This window comes from Paenibacillus sp. FSL R7-0333, from assembly GCF_038000365.1.
GTDB classification, from domain to species: domain Bacteria; phylum Bacillota; class Bacilli; order Paenibacillales; family Paenibacillaceae; genus Paenibacillus_AQ; species Paenibacillus_AQ silagei.
The window spans coordinates 7,730,800-7,745,856 of record NZ_JBBOBZ010000001.1; the positions used below are offsets into that span (position 1 = coordinate 7,730,800).

14 protein-coding genes are annotated in these 15,057 nt (G+C 54.3%); 9 read left to right on the forward strand and 5 right to left on the reverse strand.

Going from position 1 to position 15,057, the window contains the following annotated elements:
* The first annotated feature begins 45 nt into the window (after positions 1–45).
* The 3 genes from MKY86_RS33360 (at position 46) to kdgT (ending at position 4,603) form a co-directional block, all read left to right on the forward strand.
* Entirely contained in the window at positions 46–2,364 is a 2,319-nt protein-coding gene (locus MKY86_RS33360) for a helix-turn-helix domain-containing protein (protein WP_076077361.1), read from the forward strand.
* A gap of 175 nt (positions 2,365–2,539) precedes the next feature.
* Entirely contained in the window at positions 2,540–3,556 is a 1,017-nt protein-coding gene (locus MKY86_RS33365; RefSeq protein ID WP_076077364.1) for a tripartite tricarboxylate transporter substrate binding protein, read from the forward strand.
* 42 nt (positions 3,557–3,598) lie between these two features.
* Positions 3,599–4,603 (forward strand): 2-keto-3-deoxygluconate transporter, encoded by a 1,005-nt coding sequence (kdgT, locus tag MKY86_RS33370; RefSeq protein WP_076077366.1) that lies wholly within the window; start codon positions 3,599–3,601, stop codon positions 4,601–4,603.
* A 294-nt stretch (positions 4,604–4,897) separates the two neighbouring features.
* Here kdgT and MKY86_RS33375 read toward each other — a convergent pair whose 3' ends face one another.
* The 3 genes from MKY86_RS33375 to MKY86_RS33385 form a co-directional block, all read right to left on the reverse strand.
* Entirely contained in the window at positions 4,898–5,743 is an 846-nt protein-coding gene (locus MKY86_RS33375; RefSeq protein WP_340827749.1) for a copper amine oxidase N-terminal domain-containing protein, read from the reverse strand.
* Positions 5,744–5,940: 197 nt separating this feature from the next.
* Complete coding sequence (locus MKY86_RS33380) at positions 5,941–6,819, reverse strand: AraC family transcriptional regulator (protein ID WP_076077371.1); 879 nt, start codon at positions 6,817–6,819, stop codon at positions 5,941–5,943.
* Positions 6,820–6,841: 22 nt separating this feature from the next.
* On the reverse strand, positions 6,842–7,741 hold the full coding sequence (locus MKY86_RS33385; protein WP_076077374.1) for a GNAT family N-acetyltransferase: 900 nt from the start codon (positions 7,739–7,741) through the stop codon (positions 6,842–6,844).
* Between the two features lie 272 nt (positions 7,742–8,013).
* On the opposite strand from MKY86_RS33385, the gene MKY86_RS33390 reads away from it, so the two are divergent.
* From MKY86_RS33390 to MKY86_RS33400, 3 genes are read left to right on the forward strand one after another with little or no spacing between them, the layout of a single operon-like run.
* Positions 8,014–8,610, forward strand: a complete 597-nt coding sequence (locus MKY86_RS33390) for an Ada metal-binding domain-containing protein (RefSeq protein WP_083684736.1) — start codon at positions 8,014–8,016, stop codon at positions 8,608–8,610.
* On the forward strand, positions 8,585–9,175 hold the full coding sequence (locus tag MKY86_RS33395) for a methylated-DNA--[protein]-cysteine S-methyltransferase (protein WP_083684739.1): 591 nt from the start codon (positions 8,585–8,587) through the stop codon (positions 9,173–9,175). Before MKY86_RS33390 ends, MKY86_RS33395 begins: the two co-directional genes overlap by 26 nt.
* Positions 9,156–10,055 carry a DNA-3-methyladenine glycosylase family protein gene (locus MKY86_RS33400; protein ID WP_083684742.1) on the forward strand — a complete coding sequence of 300 codons (900 nt, stop codon included), beginning with the start codon at positions 9,156–9,158 and terminating at the stop codon, positions 10,053–10,055. Before MKY86_RS33395 ends, MKY86_RS33400 begins: the two co-directional genes overlap by 20 nt.
* A gap of 290 nt (positions 10,056–10,345) precedes the next feature.
* Here MKY86_RS33400 and MKY86_RS33405 read toward each other — a convergent pair whose 3' ends face one another.
* Positions 10,346–10,771, reverse strand: a complete 426-nt coding sequence (locus MKY86_RS33405) for a VOC family protein (RefSeq protein WP_076077382.1) — start codon at positions 10,769–10,771, stop codon at positions 10,346–10,348.
* A 115-nt stretch (positions 10,772–10,886) separates the two neighbouring features.
* Between MKY86_RS33405 and MKY86_RS33410 the strand changes: the two genes are divergently transcribed.
* A complete protein-coding gene (locus MKY86_RS33410; RefSeq protein ID WP_076077385.1) occupies positions 10,887–11,849 on the forward strand; it encodes a helix-turn-helix transcriptional regulator in 963 nt (320 codons plus the stop codon).
* 214 nt (positions 11,850–12,063) lie between these two features.
* Here MKY86_RS33410 and pdxR read toward each other — a convergent pair whose 3' ends face one another.
* Positions 12,064–13,521: a MocR-like pyridoxine biosynthesis transcription factor PdxR gene (gene pdxR, locus MKY86_RS33415; protein ID WP_076077387.1), complete on the reverse strand. Its 1,458-nt coding sequence runs from the start codon at positions 13,519–13,521 to the stop codon at positions 12,064–12,066.
* Positions 13,522–13,627: 106 nt separating this feature from the next.
* On the opposite strand from pdxR, the gene MKY86_RS33420 reads away from it, so the two are divergent.
* A complete protein-coding gene (locus tag MKY86_RS33420) occupies positions 13,628–14,182 on the forward strand; it encodes a GNAT family N-acetyltransferase (protein WP_076077390.1) in 555 nt (184 codons plus the stop codon).
* Positions 14,183–14,395: 213 nt separating this feature from the next.
* Positions 14,396–14,872 carry an Hsp20/alpha crystallin family protein gene (locus MKY86_RS33425; protein WP_076077392.1) on the forward strand — a complete coding sequence of 159 codons (477 nt, stop codon included), beginning with the start codon at positions 14,396–14,398 and terminating at the stop codon, positions 14,870–14,872.
* Positions 14,873–15,057 lie beyond the last annotated feature (185 nt).

The following is a 15,057-nucleotide window of genomic DNA, read 5'->3' on the forward strand; positions in this document are numbered from 1 at the left end:
AAATCTAAACCTATGAGCAACCGCTGGAAGGATGAAGCTTAAGCAATGCTGCGATTTAAAATGAAATACCTGCTGCACAACAAACAGAACCGTCTAATCCTGATGCTGACAGCCGGGGTATCCCTTCTGATTACTATGATTGGTCTATTCTCCTATAGAGAGTACCGTAATGCACTGGACACCGAGCTGAATACACCGAATATTGAACTGCTGCAGATTAATGTAGATGTTACGAACCGGGCCTTCCGGGAATCCGACAACAAGGCAGTGGATCTGTCCTTCCATCCCGCTGTACTGAGCTATATCAATGCGTCTGAGGCGGATAACCGGGGCAGAGCCGCAACGGCGCAGGAATACCTTAAGGCGCTGGCGACAGAGCCGGATGTACACGCGATCAGCGTGGTCAAATTCAAGGACCGGTCTGTGCTCTCCAGCCGCTACGGCTATGTTCCGTCCTGGGGGGAGGCGCCTGAGCATGAGTGGGAGTCCTGGATCGGGGGAATGAAGGAGAAGCCGCTTTTGATCAAAAGAAGGCTGTATACCGGCCCCGGTTCCCGCCCCGGTGATACTGAGCTGTTATCGCTTGCCCGGCCGGTGGTGGTGAACGGCGAAGTGGCCGGTGCCGTGCTGATTGATCTGGATTACGATACGCTGTTCTCCAAAATGTACACCCATCTCTCCAGCTACCAGCTCGTCTATAACCTGGAAGGAGAGCTGATCTACCCCAAGCTGAATCTTCCGTTCCCGCACGCGGAGCTGGGAAAGGTGCTGGAGGACATCGATGTCAGTCCCTTTGCCCATGTCACCATCGGAGGCCAGGCCTACATGGCGAATCAGACCTTCTCCAATGTGACCGGCTGGCGCCTGCTCTCGCTCGTACCCATGGAGCAGCTGCTCAAAAATGTGAAGATTGCGCGGAATATGATGCTGATGCTGTCACTGATCTCCATCGCCGTAGGTCTCGCTGCCATGTATTATTACAATTTTGCCGCCTTCCGGCCGCTCAAACGGATTAACAAGCTGCTGCTTCCTGAGCAGAAGGCAGCCGGGCAGGGCGGACTGTACGATCTGGAGCCGGTCATCGGCAAGCTGGTCGGTGATTTCCGCAGTAAATCGCTGGTGGCGGACTGGAGTCTCCCGGAGCTGCGCTCCAAATTCCTGCAGGACCTGATCACGCGGAGTATCGGCACACAGGAGACACAGACCCGGTTTGAGCACTACTTTACCGGCTGGAAGGAAGGTCCGTTCGAGCTGCTGGTCTTATCCATAGACCGGCATACCGAGTGGTCCGCGGGCTTTAAGGAAGAGGATCAAATGCTGCTCAAATACGCGATGATTAACATGGCCTATGAAATCTGCGAAGCTTCCTGGCGGACCGTGGTCGCTGCACCGCAGCAGGACAGTCTCGTCATCCTGTTACAGGCGGCAGGCGGAGAGGAGCGGGAGCTGTATGCAGATGCCCGGCGGCTGGCGGCTGCCATGCTCGATGTGCTGAAGATTCCGGTGTCCGTTGGCATCGGTGAACAAGCAGGCTCAATTACCCATATCGCCCAGTCCTACTTAGAGGCGCAGACTGCGCTCTCCTACCGGTTATATGAAGGGTATTCCCATGTACGGGTCTATTCCCGCGCAGAGAACAAATATGAAGAGAGCAGCGGGGCGGCAGATGAGCTATGGAAGCAGGAAATGCTGAACGCCCTGAGAGCATCCGATGCCGCCGCTGCACAGGATTGGATCCGCAGAGGGATTGCCGAGACCCGCAAGCGGGGAATTCAGCCGCAAAAAGTATTCCGCTCGCTAAGTGACCTGCTGGAGGAGATTCTGCATATGGCGGCTGCCGGGGGATACCCGGTGCCTGCGGAGCTGGCTGACTACACCTGGCATCAGGTGACAACGATGGAGCTTAATGAGATTGAACAGATGCTGTGCAGCATAGCGGTTCAGCTATCGGACGCCTTCGGGGCGCACCGGCAATCGAAGGAGTTCCTGCTGGTTCAGAATCTTATAGAGTATATGAAGGAGAATCTGCAATTCAATATCGGGCTGTCTGATATCGCCTCCCATGTGAACATGGGGGTATCCTCGGTGAGCACCATCTTCAAGGAAGAGACCGGAACTACCGTCTATGACTATCTGACCAACTTGAGAATCAATAGAGCCTGCGAGCTGCTGCAGGACAGCAGTCTGAGAATTGCCGACATTGCCCAGCAGGTGGGTTATCAGAATGAGAACAGCTTCATCCGGGTCTTCCGCAAGATTAAATCGACCACACCCGGCAAGTTCAGGGAGAGCAGCAAATCTTCCAAGGAGTATGCAGATCGGCCAAAACCGCGCCATTCCGGCGTTTCTGAGGATTCGGAATAAGATTATGCGATTGAAGGAATACCCCCGGTTGCGATAAAGTTCTATTTGAGAAAACTTTCACATCCTTCATGGCAGGCTGCTGATACTCAAAGAAAACGGGGGTGAGGGCACGGGCGCAAGGCTAGGCATCAAGCATCTGCAGGCTGCCCGATTACTTCTATATTAGAGAAGAGGGATGGATTTGAAACGATCGACTCAAATAGGACTCTGGACAGCGGCTGTAGCAGCTCTGGTCCTGTTGATTCTTAGAATCGGGATTCCTGGGGGAGGCGGCCCGAGCCGGGAGACTGCCGGCACAGATTATCCCGGACGGCCAATCACACTGCTTGTGCCCTACGCCGCAGGAGGAGGAACGGACGCCACCGCGCGAGCGCTCGCCACCGCGACAGAGAAGGTGCTGGGCCAGCCGGTAATTGTGGTTAACCGCACCGGCGGCGGAGGCTCCGTAGGACTGATGGAAGGCGCGAATGCCAAGGGAGACGGCTATACCGTTACTTTTTTGCCGGCCGAGCTGACCATTCTTCCGCATCTGGGATTATTGCCGATTACCTATGAGAGATTCAAACCGATCGCTCAGACGAATTTTGATCCTTCCGCCATCACCGTAAGACAGGACGCGCCATGGCAGGACGTCAATGAATTTCTCGACTTTGCGAAAGCGCATCCAGAGGAACTCAAAATGGGAAACGCAGGAACGGGGAGCATTTGGCACTTGGCCGCCGTAACGTTGGAGCGGGAGACCGGTGTGAAGTTCGCGCATATTCCCTTTGAAGGTGCAGGGCCGGCCGTCTCCGCCTTAATGGACGGATTCGTGGATGCGGTACCAGTCAGTCCCGCCGAGGTGAAGAAGTATGTGGATGAAGGGAAGCTGCGGATATTGGCAGTCAATGCCGACAAGCGCTCAGAGGCGCTGCCGGATGTGCCGACCCTGGAAGAGCAGACCGGAATTCATGTGAACTTCACAGGAACATGGAGGGGACTGGCTGTACCGAAGGATACGCCGGATGCGATTGCGGAGGTATTGGCAGGGGCATTTATCAAAGGGACCGAAGACAGGGAATTCCGCGAATATATGAATTCGAACGGGCTGGGGCTGCTGGTGAAGGACGGCAAAGCCTTTGCGAAGCAGCTCAAGGAGAGCGATGATCTGTTCGCCGCCATGATTCCGGAGCTTGGACTAAGCCGCAAGTAGAACATACACACTCATCACGAGTAAGAAGGGTAGGGTAATCATATGAAAATCAAAAAGACACTGGATCGGATTCCCGGCGGAATGATGCTCATTCCACTGTTTCTGGGAGCGATCATTCACACTGCTTTTCCTGATGCGGGCGAATATTTTGGAGGGTTCACCAAAGGCCTGATGACGGGCACCGTGCCGATCCTGGCCGTATGGTTCTTCTGTATGGGAGCCGCGATCGATGTCAGAGCTACCGGAACCGTATTGCGCAAATCCGGTACGCTGGTATTGACCAAGATTGCCGTGGCCTGGGTTGTTGCCCTGATCGCTATCCAGTTCCTGCCCGAGGGCGGGGTGCAAACCGGCTTCTTCGCCGGACTGTCGGTCCTCGCCATCATCTCCGCTATGGATATGACCAACGGCGGGCTGTACGCTTCCATTATGCAGCAGTATGGGACCAAGGAAGAGTCCGGTGCCTTCGTGCTGATGTCACTCGAATCCGGGCCGCTCGTAACCATGCTCATTCTGGGCAGCACCGGTGTGGCTGTATTTGAACCGCATCTCTTCGTTGGCGCTGTCCTGCCGTTCCTCGTCGGGTTCATCCTGGGGAACCTGGATCATGATCTGCGCGCCTACTTCGGCCGAGCTACTCAGACGCTCATTCCCTTCTTCGGCTTCGCTCTGGGCAGCTCGATCGACCTTGGCGTAATCGTTGACACTGGCCTGCTCGGTATTCTGCTTGGTATTGTCGTTATCATTATTACCGGTATCCCGCTGATTCTGGCCGACAAGTTCATTGGCCGCGGTAACGGAACTGCCGGACTGGCCGCCTCCAGTACCGCAGGTGCTGCGGTCGCCAACCCTATGCTGGTAGCGAACATGAAGCCCGAATTCCTGCCGGCCGCCCAGTCCGCTACAGCGCTGGTAGCCGCATCCGTGATCGTTACATCCATTCTCGTCCCGGTCATCACAGCTTACTATTCCGACTACATGAAGAAAAAGAACCCTCCGGCAGCAGAGGGACCTATAGATGCTAAAGCTCAGAAGGCAGTGAGCTAAACGTCGGATAACAACGTAATTAACACATAATAGAGCAATTAAATTCTATGTTACTTAGAACCTCCGGACAGCGTTAGGGCTGCTCCGGGGGCTTTTTTTGAATCATCTGAATGAAGGAAGAGTAGATGGAGAAATCCTGCAAGAAGTGCAACAATGGAATCCATACAAGCGGTTGGTGAGTGGACCCGTTAGGGTGATTTTGTTCTTAGTTCAAGCAATCAAACGAATAATACATAATATTGATTTTATAGAAAACAGCCTTTTCCCGGGCGCTAACTTCGGCATATAGGTTCCTTACTCCGGGATGGCCCGGATCAGCTCCGTATAAGAGAGGCCGGGGAATTTAAAGGTTGTTACAGTACCGTCGCTAAGCTTGTGATAACCGCTATATACACCGTTGTTGTAGCTAAAAGAATCCTGAAACAGATCGGAAATATACGCTGGCTGCACACCGCCGAATGTAGTAGCAGGATAACCGGGGATATCTGCCTCCGAAGCCTGCCATATGGCTGTGGCTGTTGTGCCTGCAATCTCAACCACTGTGGTTATTTCTCCATTGCTGTAGGCATAACGGGTGGCGTCCTTTGAGGCAAAGGCATACGAGTAGTAATGGGATTGATCACTTTGTACACTTGTACCGGGTTTAAAAGCGTAGCGCACCGGCAACGAAATGGCCGCCAGGCGGGCCTGCTTAAGATCTGCTGAATGGATAGCCTGGGCATCAGGAGTGAAATTCTTGGATTGAATGAAGATGATCTCCCTTATCTTTTCATAGTACACACTGTATCCAAACGCCTCACTGACAAACTTTGCGGGAACCATGATTCGCCCGTTGTAATTATTGGCTTCACTATCCATCTGTACAGGCTCGCCATTCTTATAAGCAATCGATTGCCCCTGAGTCATTTCAAAGTGGTCATTAGAGGAATTCGTGATCGTGACCGTATGGCGGGTAGCGTCCCATGAATATTGGAGCCCCAGGGAAGCAAGCGTGCGGATGGGAATCATCGTTCGGCCAGACTGTATAAAAGGACTGCTATCAGCAGAGATAAAAGCACCATTGATGTTCACCTGTATAGGTCTTGTGGTTGGCTGGGCGGGGCTGGAAGCAGGGGCTGCCAGAATAACGTTGGGAAGCATAAGCATTAACAGCATAATGCAACAGGCAGGAAGCCACCTTTTTAATGAAGACATATACCAATCATTCCCTTCCAGTAATTTGTATATATTGATTATAACGTGAGTATTGAGAGGTTAACAATCCGTTACCCTGGCCCTCAAAAAAGCCCTCCAGATGCCTTTATGGCTGGTAGAGGGCTTATCAGAAATGTTGTGTTTTATTTCTTCGTTACAGGAATCCATACCTCGCAAATACATTCATCGTGCTCATCATTCGTCCAGAAGTATTTCTCAATGCAAGGCCCTTCTACTTGCTCAAAGCCTGACGACGGGAACCATTCCGAATAGATCCGCCGCCACACATTCTTAATCTCCGACCCCAGCTCCGGGTCATTTGGTACCTTATCCTGGCAATCGAATACGGCATACGTCTGGCCTTGTATAGTCAGATTAACCAGATCTTCTGGTACCTTCTGTCCTTCCGGCAGTTCCATTCCCATCAGATACCGTTTGGTCCCATCTTCACGGAAGTCGTAGTAATAACCGAACAGCAGCGAACCGGCAGGTCTTCCGGCACATTCGTTAATCCGGTCATGCGTCCCATCGTTCCAGATTTTCTCTACGAACGCAGGGATTTCGCTATAAGCATCCTGGTGGATAATAACCTCCTTACCCATGACGCCATAGCCTTTCTCTTCAACCATCCTGTAATTCATTTCGCTTTCCCCTTTGATCTGAATTTGAAAGGAGATGCGGGGGAACGATTTGAGCTTCACGTTCTTTTTCTTCGCCATATTGGGCGTCACTCCATGCACCCGCTGAAACGCTTTGGCGAAGGACTCCGGTGTCTCGTACCCATACTTCAGCGCAATGTCGATTACCTTACCGTCCGTTCCAGCCAGCTCTTCCGCCGCCAGTGTGAGCCTCCGGTTGCGCACATATTCGGTAACAGTGAACCCTGTCAAGGCATGGAACATCCGCTGAAAATGGTACGTCGAGGTCATCGCCGCTCCAGCGATCTCCTCGACGCCGATGGCGTTATGCAGATTCTGCTCTACGTAATCGATCGCCTGCTGAAGCAGCCGTATCGTCTCCATCTCCTCACCTTCCTTTCACTATTCATTGTAGAGAAGCGGGCAGGGAGGGGCCTGACCGGGAATGCTTTGAATTGTCCGGATTTTTTATCATATATTCTATTCGATGCGTTTCCTGAAAACCAAGGCTGTTATACAAATGTATGGCCTCATTCCCAACGACACAGGATAGGGTAACGCTTGTATAGCCGCGCCGGTGGATCTCATTGCACAAGTACTTCACGAAGGTTCGTCCGATTCCGCGTCCCTGAAGGTCAGAACGTACACTAACACTGCTGATTTCATTCCCGTGGATGTGGCTGTAAGCCGCAATTTCCCCGTCAAGCTCATAGACCAGCCTGTCCTGTGCATCCGCTGCCCAGGCTGTTCGTCTGCCTTCATTAGGCTCTGCAGGCACAGAATCGGGGAAGCAGCCAACGCGCATCCGCATTTCATGAAAAGCAGTAGCATACAGCGAATGGGCAGCCACAAAGTCCTCATCTCTATACAACCTTGCAGAGGATGTCTCCTGAGGAAAAGAACCCCCGGTTCGTTCCATATAAATAAGTGAATAGTACGGAGCATAGCCCAGGCTGCGGGCAAACGCAAGAGAAGAGGATGCCCCGGACCGGACAGAAGTACTGACCTTACGGGTTCCGCCTGCCTGTAATTGAGCTTCTGCCATCTGCATCAATGCCCTGCCGATGCCTTGTCTGCGATACTGTGGGGCGACAAATACATTTAAATGAGACTGGGGTACGGACGCTTCCATTTGGACTAACGCAAGAAGCGTCTCATCCACATAAGCGGCACTAAACAGTTCGGGCTCCTCTTCCAGCACCTGCAGGAGGTCAGGACCAGTGTACGCGTCCAGGCTTAATAGTTTTGCGGCTGCGAGCGAATCCTTCTTGCTTAGGCGTTCGCAGCGGATGTCTGATCGTTTCATTGGGTTTTGTGTCCTCCCCTGACTTTAATTCAAGCAGTCAATAATAGCATTAACAGATGCTGTTTTTCCACTTGCTTCCGAACATTGATTGGAAACCGGCGAGGTAAGATACATTTTTCCAACTGTTTGTTGAAGAGTAGGGGCAGCAAGGCCTCGTTAGTCCGCTTGGCGAGAATAACCCTCTGCTTCACTGTCGTAATCTTGCTCTCCTATTGCAATAGGCTGCATATGTCAAAACGAATCGTTTATACTGGCGGTAAGAGGTGATGGGGATGGACCCGCAATTGTTCGAGCGTATCTATGAAACGGTGGTGCGGCGTGAGCCGACCTATGACGGGATCTACTATACGGCGGTGCTGACGACCCATATTGTCTGCCGTCCGTCCTGCCGGGCGAGAACGCCGAAGGCAGCGAATGTTGTATTCTATGGCTCCTTGCAGGAGGCGATTTCGGCAGGCTTCCGTCCCTGTAAAAGATGCCGCCCCGAGGAAGGCGGCACCCTCCGTCCGGACGCAGTCCTGGCGGCGCAGGCGGATGCCATAATGGACGGGCGGTTCGGCAGCAAGCTGACCCTGAAGTCGATGGCTGAAGAGCTGAAGGTTAGCCCGTTCCACTTACAGCGCACCTATAAACGGGTAACCGGCCAGTCACCTGCTGCCAGGCTGGATGCGCTGCGCACCGAAGAAGCCCGCAGGCTGCTGACGGAGACCGCAGCAGTGATGGCTGAAGTCGGCGGGGCTGTGGGGTTCCGTACGCCCTCTCATTTTGCCGCCTGGTTCGTGAAGAAGACGGGGCTGTCCCCTACAGAGTACCATAGCAAGCATAACGAAGGAGGAAACCAACATGAACCCAAGCCCAAGCCGGAATAACAGCCGGAGTACAGATACTATCACGATTTATCATCATACCCTGAAACTCGGGAACGGGGAGTGGACCCTGTGGGCTAGCGATAAAGGCCTGATCCGCGTATCCTTCCCGCAGGACGAAGGGCAATTACCCGCCTCCTGGTTGAAAATGTATGCGCCTGCCCATGAGCTCATGGAGGATGCCGGGAGATTTGAGCAGCTTGGGGTGATCACGCTGCTGGAGCGGTATTTTGCCGGAGAGCCGGTGGATTTCAGCAATGTGGAGCTGGATCTGTGGGGCACCCCGTTTCAACAGGAGGTGTGGCGGGGGCTGCTTACCATCCCGCATGGGGAGACGGCCAGCTACAAGCAATTGGCTGAGCGGATTGGCAGACCGCTGGCGGTTCGTGCTGTCGGTGCGGCCAACGGGCAGAATCCGGTGCCTGTCATTGTACCTTGCCACCGGGTTATCGGCGCGAACGGCACCTTAACCGGCTTCCGGGGCGGACTCCAGATGAAGCAGGAGCTGCTCCAGCTGGAGGGAATTCTCAATGTAAAGGCGGCTGGTCATGAACGATTTGCTTTTTGAGCTGCCGCTGCCGGAAGACTTCGACCTGGGGGCCTGTCTGGAGTACATGAACCGCTCGCCGCTGGAATGCCTGTTCCGCACGGATAAAGCAGGCGTCAGCCGGATGTTCAGGATAGAGGGTGGCCCGCTGCTGGTGCGGCTCAGTGTGTCCGAGAATCACAAGCTGAGTGTAACCCGGCTGCATGGGGCGATTCCCGGTGCGCTGGAGCATGAGGTGCTGGCCCGCTACATTGTGGAGTGGTTTGATCTGGACCGGGACCTTGCCCCGTTCTACAGGCTGGCGGCAGCGGACCCGCTGCTCGGGCCGCTGGCCAGCCAGCACCGGGGGCTGCGGATCATCGGCATCCCGGATCTGTTTGAGGCGTTATGCTGGGCGATTCTGGGCCAGCAGGTGAATCTGGCTTTTGCCTACAGGCTGAAGCAGCGGCTGACAGCTGAATACGGGGAAGCGCTGGAATGGGAAGGGCAGACCTACTACCGTTTCCCTGGACCAGAGGTATTCACAGAGGTGCAGGTAGAAGAATTATGCGCCTTGCAGCTAACCCGCAGCAAAGCACAGACGGTGCTTACCGTGGCCTCGCTGATCACAAGCGGGGAGCTAAGCCGGGAGGAGCTGCTGGCGCTACCGTCCCCGGCTGCCGCCGAGCAGCGGCTGCTGCAGATCCGCGGGATCGGCCCGTGGACCTCGCAATATGTGCGGATGCGCTGCCTGCGCGATGCGTCCTCTTATCCGGTCGGCGATGTCGGCCTGCAGAACGTGATCAAGCATCTGACCGGCATGGACCGCAAGCCGACGCCAGCGGAGCTGCTCGACCTGGCCCAGCCTTGGCAAGGCTGGGAAGCATACGCCACCTTTTACTTGTGGCGGGCGTTATATTAGAACAAAGCACGGTCCCCTTAAGTATGGCGGGACTGTGCTTTGTTTGCGTTGTTGCGGCTGATGCCCAATGCGGATGTGGCCGAAAAACCGACCACAATTGGACTGTGCAATGGCTACCGGACCGAATGTAATCGAAAAACCGATTACATTAGACGCCGCAATGGCTGCCGGGCCGAATGTAATCGAAAAACCGATTACATTGGACGCCGCGCGAAGATACATAGGTCTGCGGAGCATATCGCATTTGCCGAAATGCCCATCGGCCCGAGGTTACCTCAGCCTCCCCAGCCTCACCGCCCCTTCATCGTGAAAATCTGGAAGCATACGCCGAACTTATCGGTCACCATGCCGTAAGCGGGACTGTAGTAGGCTGGGGCCAGCTCGATATCGACAGTTCCGCCTGCCTTCAGTGAGTTAAATAGCTGCTGTGCTTCCGCCTCGGTCTCCACCGTGAGACAGATGTTGATGCTGTTGCCCCGGCTGCGCGGCATACCCGGCTCATAATCAGCCACAAAAAACTTCGTTTCTCCCGCCAGCAGCACCGCATGGGCAATCTGCGCCTTCTCCTGCTCCGTCATCGGGGCGTCCGGGTTCTGCGGGCCTTCGCCCATTGTTTGCCTGAAGAGGACCACAGCGCCAAGCGCCTCCTGATAAAAAGCTATCGCCTCCCGGGCAGATCCGTCCACCAGAATATAAGGGTTCATTTGCAGTTTCATGTCTTGTTCGCTCCTTGGAAGGTATATTTGCCTGTACTAACCGGCTATGGTTATAGTGTAGACTGTAATAGTGACAGGTCTTGTCATAGTTAAAATAATAAATGGAGTGAACCTTGTGTCGAAATCCAAAAGGCTGCTGGATCTCATGATGACCGTCAACCGCAAGCGTAAATTCACCGTCAGGGAGCTGGCTGACGAATTCCAAGTTTCTTCACGCACAATCCTCAGGGATTTGCAGGAGCTGGGGGAGCTGGGCGTACCGCTCTATTCCGAAGTGGGGCCGCATGGAGGGTATCAGGTTCTGAGCGAGAGAATCCTGCCGCCGATTGCGTTCACGGAGGAAGAGGCGGTGGCGATATTTTTTGCCAGCCATGCCCTGCGCCATTATAAATATCTTCCCTTCAAGGAAGAATCCTTATCCGCCTTGTACAAATTCTATAATTACATGTCTGGCGATGTCCGTGACCGGATTGATGAGATGAAGAACAGGATTGATTTCCTGACCCCGTCGCGGCAGGCGGAATTCCCTTATCTGCCCCAACTGCTGGAGGCGGCTACCGGGCAAAAAGTGCTGCTGATCGATTATGAGTCGAAGGGCCGGCGGCAGCAAAGGTGGATTCAGCCCGTCGGCATCTATGCCAGTAACGGCCTGTGGTATTGTCCGGCGTATTGCTTCCTGCGGGGCGGCATCCGTACTTTCCGCTGCGACCGGATTCAGTCTGCCGGGTATGATGAAGCGGGACCGGCCGCGCTTGATCTGCGTCATATCCACTTGGACAATACGGAGCATTACGGCAGCCCGCCGCAGGAGCAGGCCGAACAAAGCCTTATCCGGCTGTACGTGGAGCTGGGGAATGAAGGGGTCCAGGCCTGCGAAGGGGAGGTATGGTCCCCGCAGCTGCTGCATATCCGTGCAGACGGCACAGGCTGGCTGGAGGGAGAGATTCCGGGAAGCGATCTGGGCTTCTTCGCGCGGTTTGTGATTGGCCTGTGCAGCGAGGCTACTGTGCAGGAGCCGCCGGAGCTGGTGGCTGAGGTGAAGCGGACGCTTGCGGATATGCTGGAGAAGTATAGTTGATTCAAAACCTATATTGATTGAACTTGAAGCATAAATTAAGGGAGGAGTGGCGGAAGGGAATTTTGGAACTAGAGGAGCGTTAGCGTCCGCCTTTGTCTGCGGATTTTCACCACGAACAGCGGTATGAAAATTCAAGAAATCTGCAGACAACAGCGGCTGGAAGTCCAAATATTCTCTGGAGCCACGCCTCTCCCAAAATAACAAAATTAGTAGTTCAATCCATATAGCCCAGCCATATCCCCGCCAATCTGCGGATGCCCTCATCGATCAGCTCCTCGGCGATTCCGCCGAAGCCCAGGATGAATTCGGGTTCGTCATAATCCGGCTTGGCCCACCACGTATAGGACATGGGGGTAACGCGGATGCCTTCAGCTTCCGCTGCGGCAGCAAGCTCCCTGGCGCTGGTGCTAAATCCGGCTTTAACCCTAGCGCTGCCTTCTGCGGGCGGCTTAAGGGCCAGCAGCAGATGAAATCCGGCATCCGTTCCGCTGAGCACTGCGGCATCGCCGAAATGCTGCCTGACCGAACGCAGCAGCAGGTCATGCTTACGCTGGTAGAGCAGGCGCATCCGGCGCAGGTGCTTCTCGAAATGACCCCGCTCCATGAAATAATGCAGCGCAATCTGATGAAGCCGTGAGGCCGAATGCTCCAGGTACAGCTCGCTTCTCAGGCTGTGATAGTCTGGCAGCAGCTCCTCCGGCAGCACCATATAATGAATACACAACGCAGGGGTTACCGACTGGGCGAAGCTGCACATATAGATCACCGGACTGCCCTCAGCAAGCCCTTGCAGCGCGGGGATCGGCCGCCCGTGATAACGGAATTCCCCGTCATAATCGTCCTCGATGATATATCCGCCTGTGGACCGGGCCCACTCCAGCAATGCGAGGCGTTTGGTGATTGGCATGGTCATCCCCCGGGGAAACTGGTGGGACGGCGAGATGTACACAGCATCTGCCCCGCTGCTGTACAGCTTGTCTATTTGCAATCCATCCTCCTCCAGCGGAATGGGCAGGACGCTATATCCGCTGCGCCAGAATGCCGCAGGCAGCAGGTGGTACCCCGGATCTTCGATACCCAGCCCGCTCACCCGTCCTTTCAGCAGCAGACACAGCAAAGAACACAGCGTATACTGGTCACCACCGACTACAATCTGCTTCTCCGTGCAGCGCAGCCCGCGGAATTGCCGCAGATGGGCGGCGATGCTCTCGCGGAGGGCCGGCTCCCCCTGGGGATCGCCGTACTGGAGCAGGTCTGGATTCGCGAGCTGCTCCTGGTAGAGGCTGCGCCATATTTTGTGTGGGAACAGGGAGAAATCATTGCGCGACATATGGAAATCATACGCGTAGTGCCGTGAATCACGGGGCGTGATCGGGCGGGGGGCCGGACTGGGCCGTTCCCCGGCGGCAGCAGGGCTGCCTTCCCGGTGAACGGGCAGAATATAGTAGCCGCTGCGCGGCTTGCTGGCGATGAAGCCCTCTGCCAGAAGCTGCTGGTATGCAAGCTCCACCGGAGTGGCGCTGATTCCGCATAACGCCGCCAGGCGGCGGATAGAGGGCAGGCGCGTCCCGCTCTGGAGGGTGCCGCCCAGGATTGCTTTTGCCAGATAATTATAGAGCTGTATGTAGTACGGGACCTCGCTGTGTTCATTCAGATCAGGGACAAGCAGCATCCTTCACCTTCAATCTGTCCTTTGAAATTAGACGTTTTTGTATATTTTATAGTATGCAGATCTGCATTACCATAAGAGCTATAACATCAGGTGGGAGATGACGGGAATGAACAGGCATTCAGAACTTGTAACAGGGGATAAGGTATATCTGCGCCCGCTTAACGGGGAAGACGCCGAAATGTATTACCATATGTTCTATGGCACGGAAGTCCGCAGACTTACAGGAACGAAGAAGCATATCACCAAAGAGCGGATTGAGCAGTATATCGCCCATAAGTCCGGGGATGACAGTACGGTGCTGCTGCTGATCGCGCTGAAGGAGAACGACGAGGTTATCGGCGACATCGCGATTCAGGACATCGATGGGGATAACCGGAATGCCAATCTGCGGATCGCCATCGGGGACGAGCGGCATCAGGGACAAGGTTATGGGCGTGAAGCGCTGCTGCTTATGCTGGATTATGGCTTCGGCATTCTGAATCTGCATAGGATTGAGCTGGAGGTCTACAGTTATAATGCCCGTGCTGCGCATGTCTATGAGTCCATCGGGTTCGTGCAGGAGGGAGTGCGGCGTCAGACGCTGTTCTATAACCATGAGTATCATGATGTGATAATGATGGGCATGCTGGAGAGTGAATACCGGGAGCGTTATTTGAAGTAGAGCAGGAAGGTCAAATAAGGTCAAATCCTTAATAATGTTAAAATTTATTATAAAAAAAGAGCCGAAACGCCGGATTTTCCCGGTTTTTCGGCTTATACCGGTTTTGTTTTCTCCGGGGGTGCAGGCTATAATAAAGCCATAGGTCAGACAAAGTCAAAGTCTTAGCAAGACCGAATTCAAAAAATCAAAAGTCAAATGAGAGGAGAATGAAAGATGTTTGATTTGGTTCCTTTTGGTAAACGCAGAGATGATGCTTTTGGTGTGCTGGCGAAGTCGCTGAACGAAGTGTTTAATGATGATTTTTTCGCACCGCTGACAAGTAACGCGCTGTCTTTCCGGACCGACATTCGTGAGAGTGAAGGGGCATATCTGATCGAGGCCGAGCTTCCGGGCTTCCGCAAAGAAGAAATCGACATTGATTATTCCAGCCCTTACTTGACGATTAAGGCGGTTCGCACAGAAGAGAGCAATGAGGAGAACAAGGACCATCAGATGGTGCGCCGCGAACGGCGGTATGGTGAATATGTACGCCGGTTCTATGTCCAGGATATTGACGATGCGGGCATCCGCGCTTCCCTGAGAGACGGTGTGCTGAGCCTGGAGGTGCCTAAACGGCAGAAATCCCAGGGCAAACGGATCGAAATTCAGGATGGCGGAAACGATACTTCAGACCGGAAAGAGCTTCAGTAAGCGGAAGGACAGCCTTATGAGGAAGATGGACCTCCAAGTCCGCCTGAAGCTGCCGCTTCCGCAGGAACTCCGGGCTTAGCGGCTGTAGCCGCTGGCCTATCCGGTTCACCGGGCGGCAGCAGGATTTCACCGGGCTTTTCATATAGCACTAATATAAGACGCATTGTAGTGGGGGTCCCGGCTAT

What these genes read in the sequence shown, in the direction of transcription:
- MKY86_RS33360 (WP_076077361.1), top strand. Translation starts at nt 46, where the DNA reads ATGCTGCGATTTAAAATGAAATACCTGCTGCACAACAAACAGAACCGT.
- MKY86_RS33365 (WP_076077364.1), top strand. Translation starts at nt 2,540, where the DNA reads ATGGATTTGAAACGATCGACTCAAATAGGACTCTGGACAGCGGCTGTA.
- kdgT (WP_076077366.1), top strand. Translation starts at nt 3,599, where the DNA reads ATGAAAATCAAAAAGACACTGGATCGGATTCCCGGCGGAATGATGCTC.
- MKY86_RS33375 (WP_340827749.1), bottom strand. Translation starts at nt 5,743, where the DNA reads ATGCTTCCCAACGTTATTCTGGCAGCCCCTGCTTCCAGCCCCGCCCAG.
- MKY86_RS33380 (WP_076077371.1), bottom strand. Translation starts at nt 6,819, where the DNA reads ATGGAGACGATACGGCTGCTTCAGCAGGCGATCGATTACGTAGAGCAG.
- MKY86_RS33385 (WP_076077374.1), bottom strand. Translation starts at nt 7,741, where the DNA reads ATGAAACGATCAGACATCCGCTGCGAACGCCTAAGCAAGAAGGATTCG.
- MKY86_RS33390 (WP_083684736.1), top strand. Translation starts at nt 8,014, where the DNA reads ATGGACCCGCAATTGTTCGAGCGTATCTATGAAACGGTGGTGCGGCGT.
- MKY86_RS33395 (WP_083684739.1), top strand. Translation starts at nt 8,585, where the DNA reads ATGAACCCAAGCCCAAGCCGGAATAACAGCCGGAGTACAGATACTATC.
- MKY86_RS33400 (WP_083684742.1), top strand. Translation starts at nt 9,156, where the DNA reads ATGAACGATTTGCTTTTTGAGCTGCCGCTGCCGGAAGACTTCGACCTG.
- MKY86_RS33405 (WP_076077382.1), bottom strand. Translation starts at nt 10,771, where the DNA reads ATGAAACTGCAAATGAACCCTTATATTCTGGTGGACGGATCTGCCCGG.
- pdxR (WP_076077387.1), bottom strand. Translation starts at nt 13,521, where the DNA reads ATGCTGCTTGTCCCTGATCTGAATGAACACAGCGAGGTCCCGTACTAC.
- MKY86_RS33420 (WP_076077390.1), top strand. Translation starts at nt 13,628, where the DNA reads ATGAACAGGCATTCAGAACTTGTAACAGGGGATAAGGTATATCTGCGC.
- MKY86_RS33425 (WP_076077392.1), top strand. Translation starts at nt 14,396, where the DNA reads ATGTTTGATTTGGTTCCTTTTGGTAAACGCAGAGATGATGCTTTTGGT.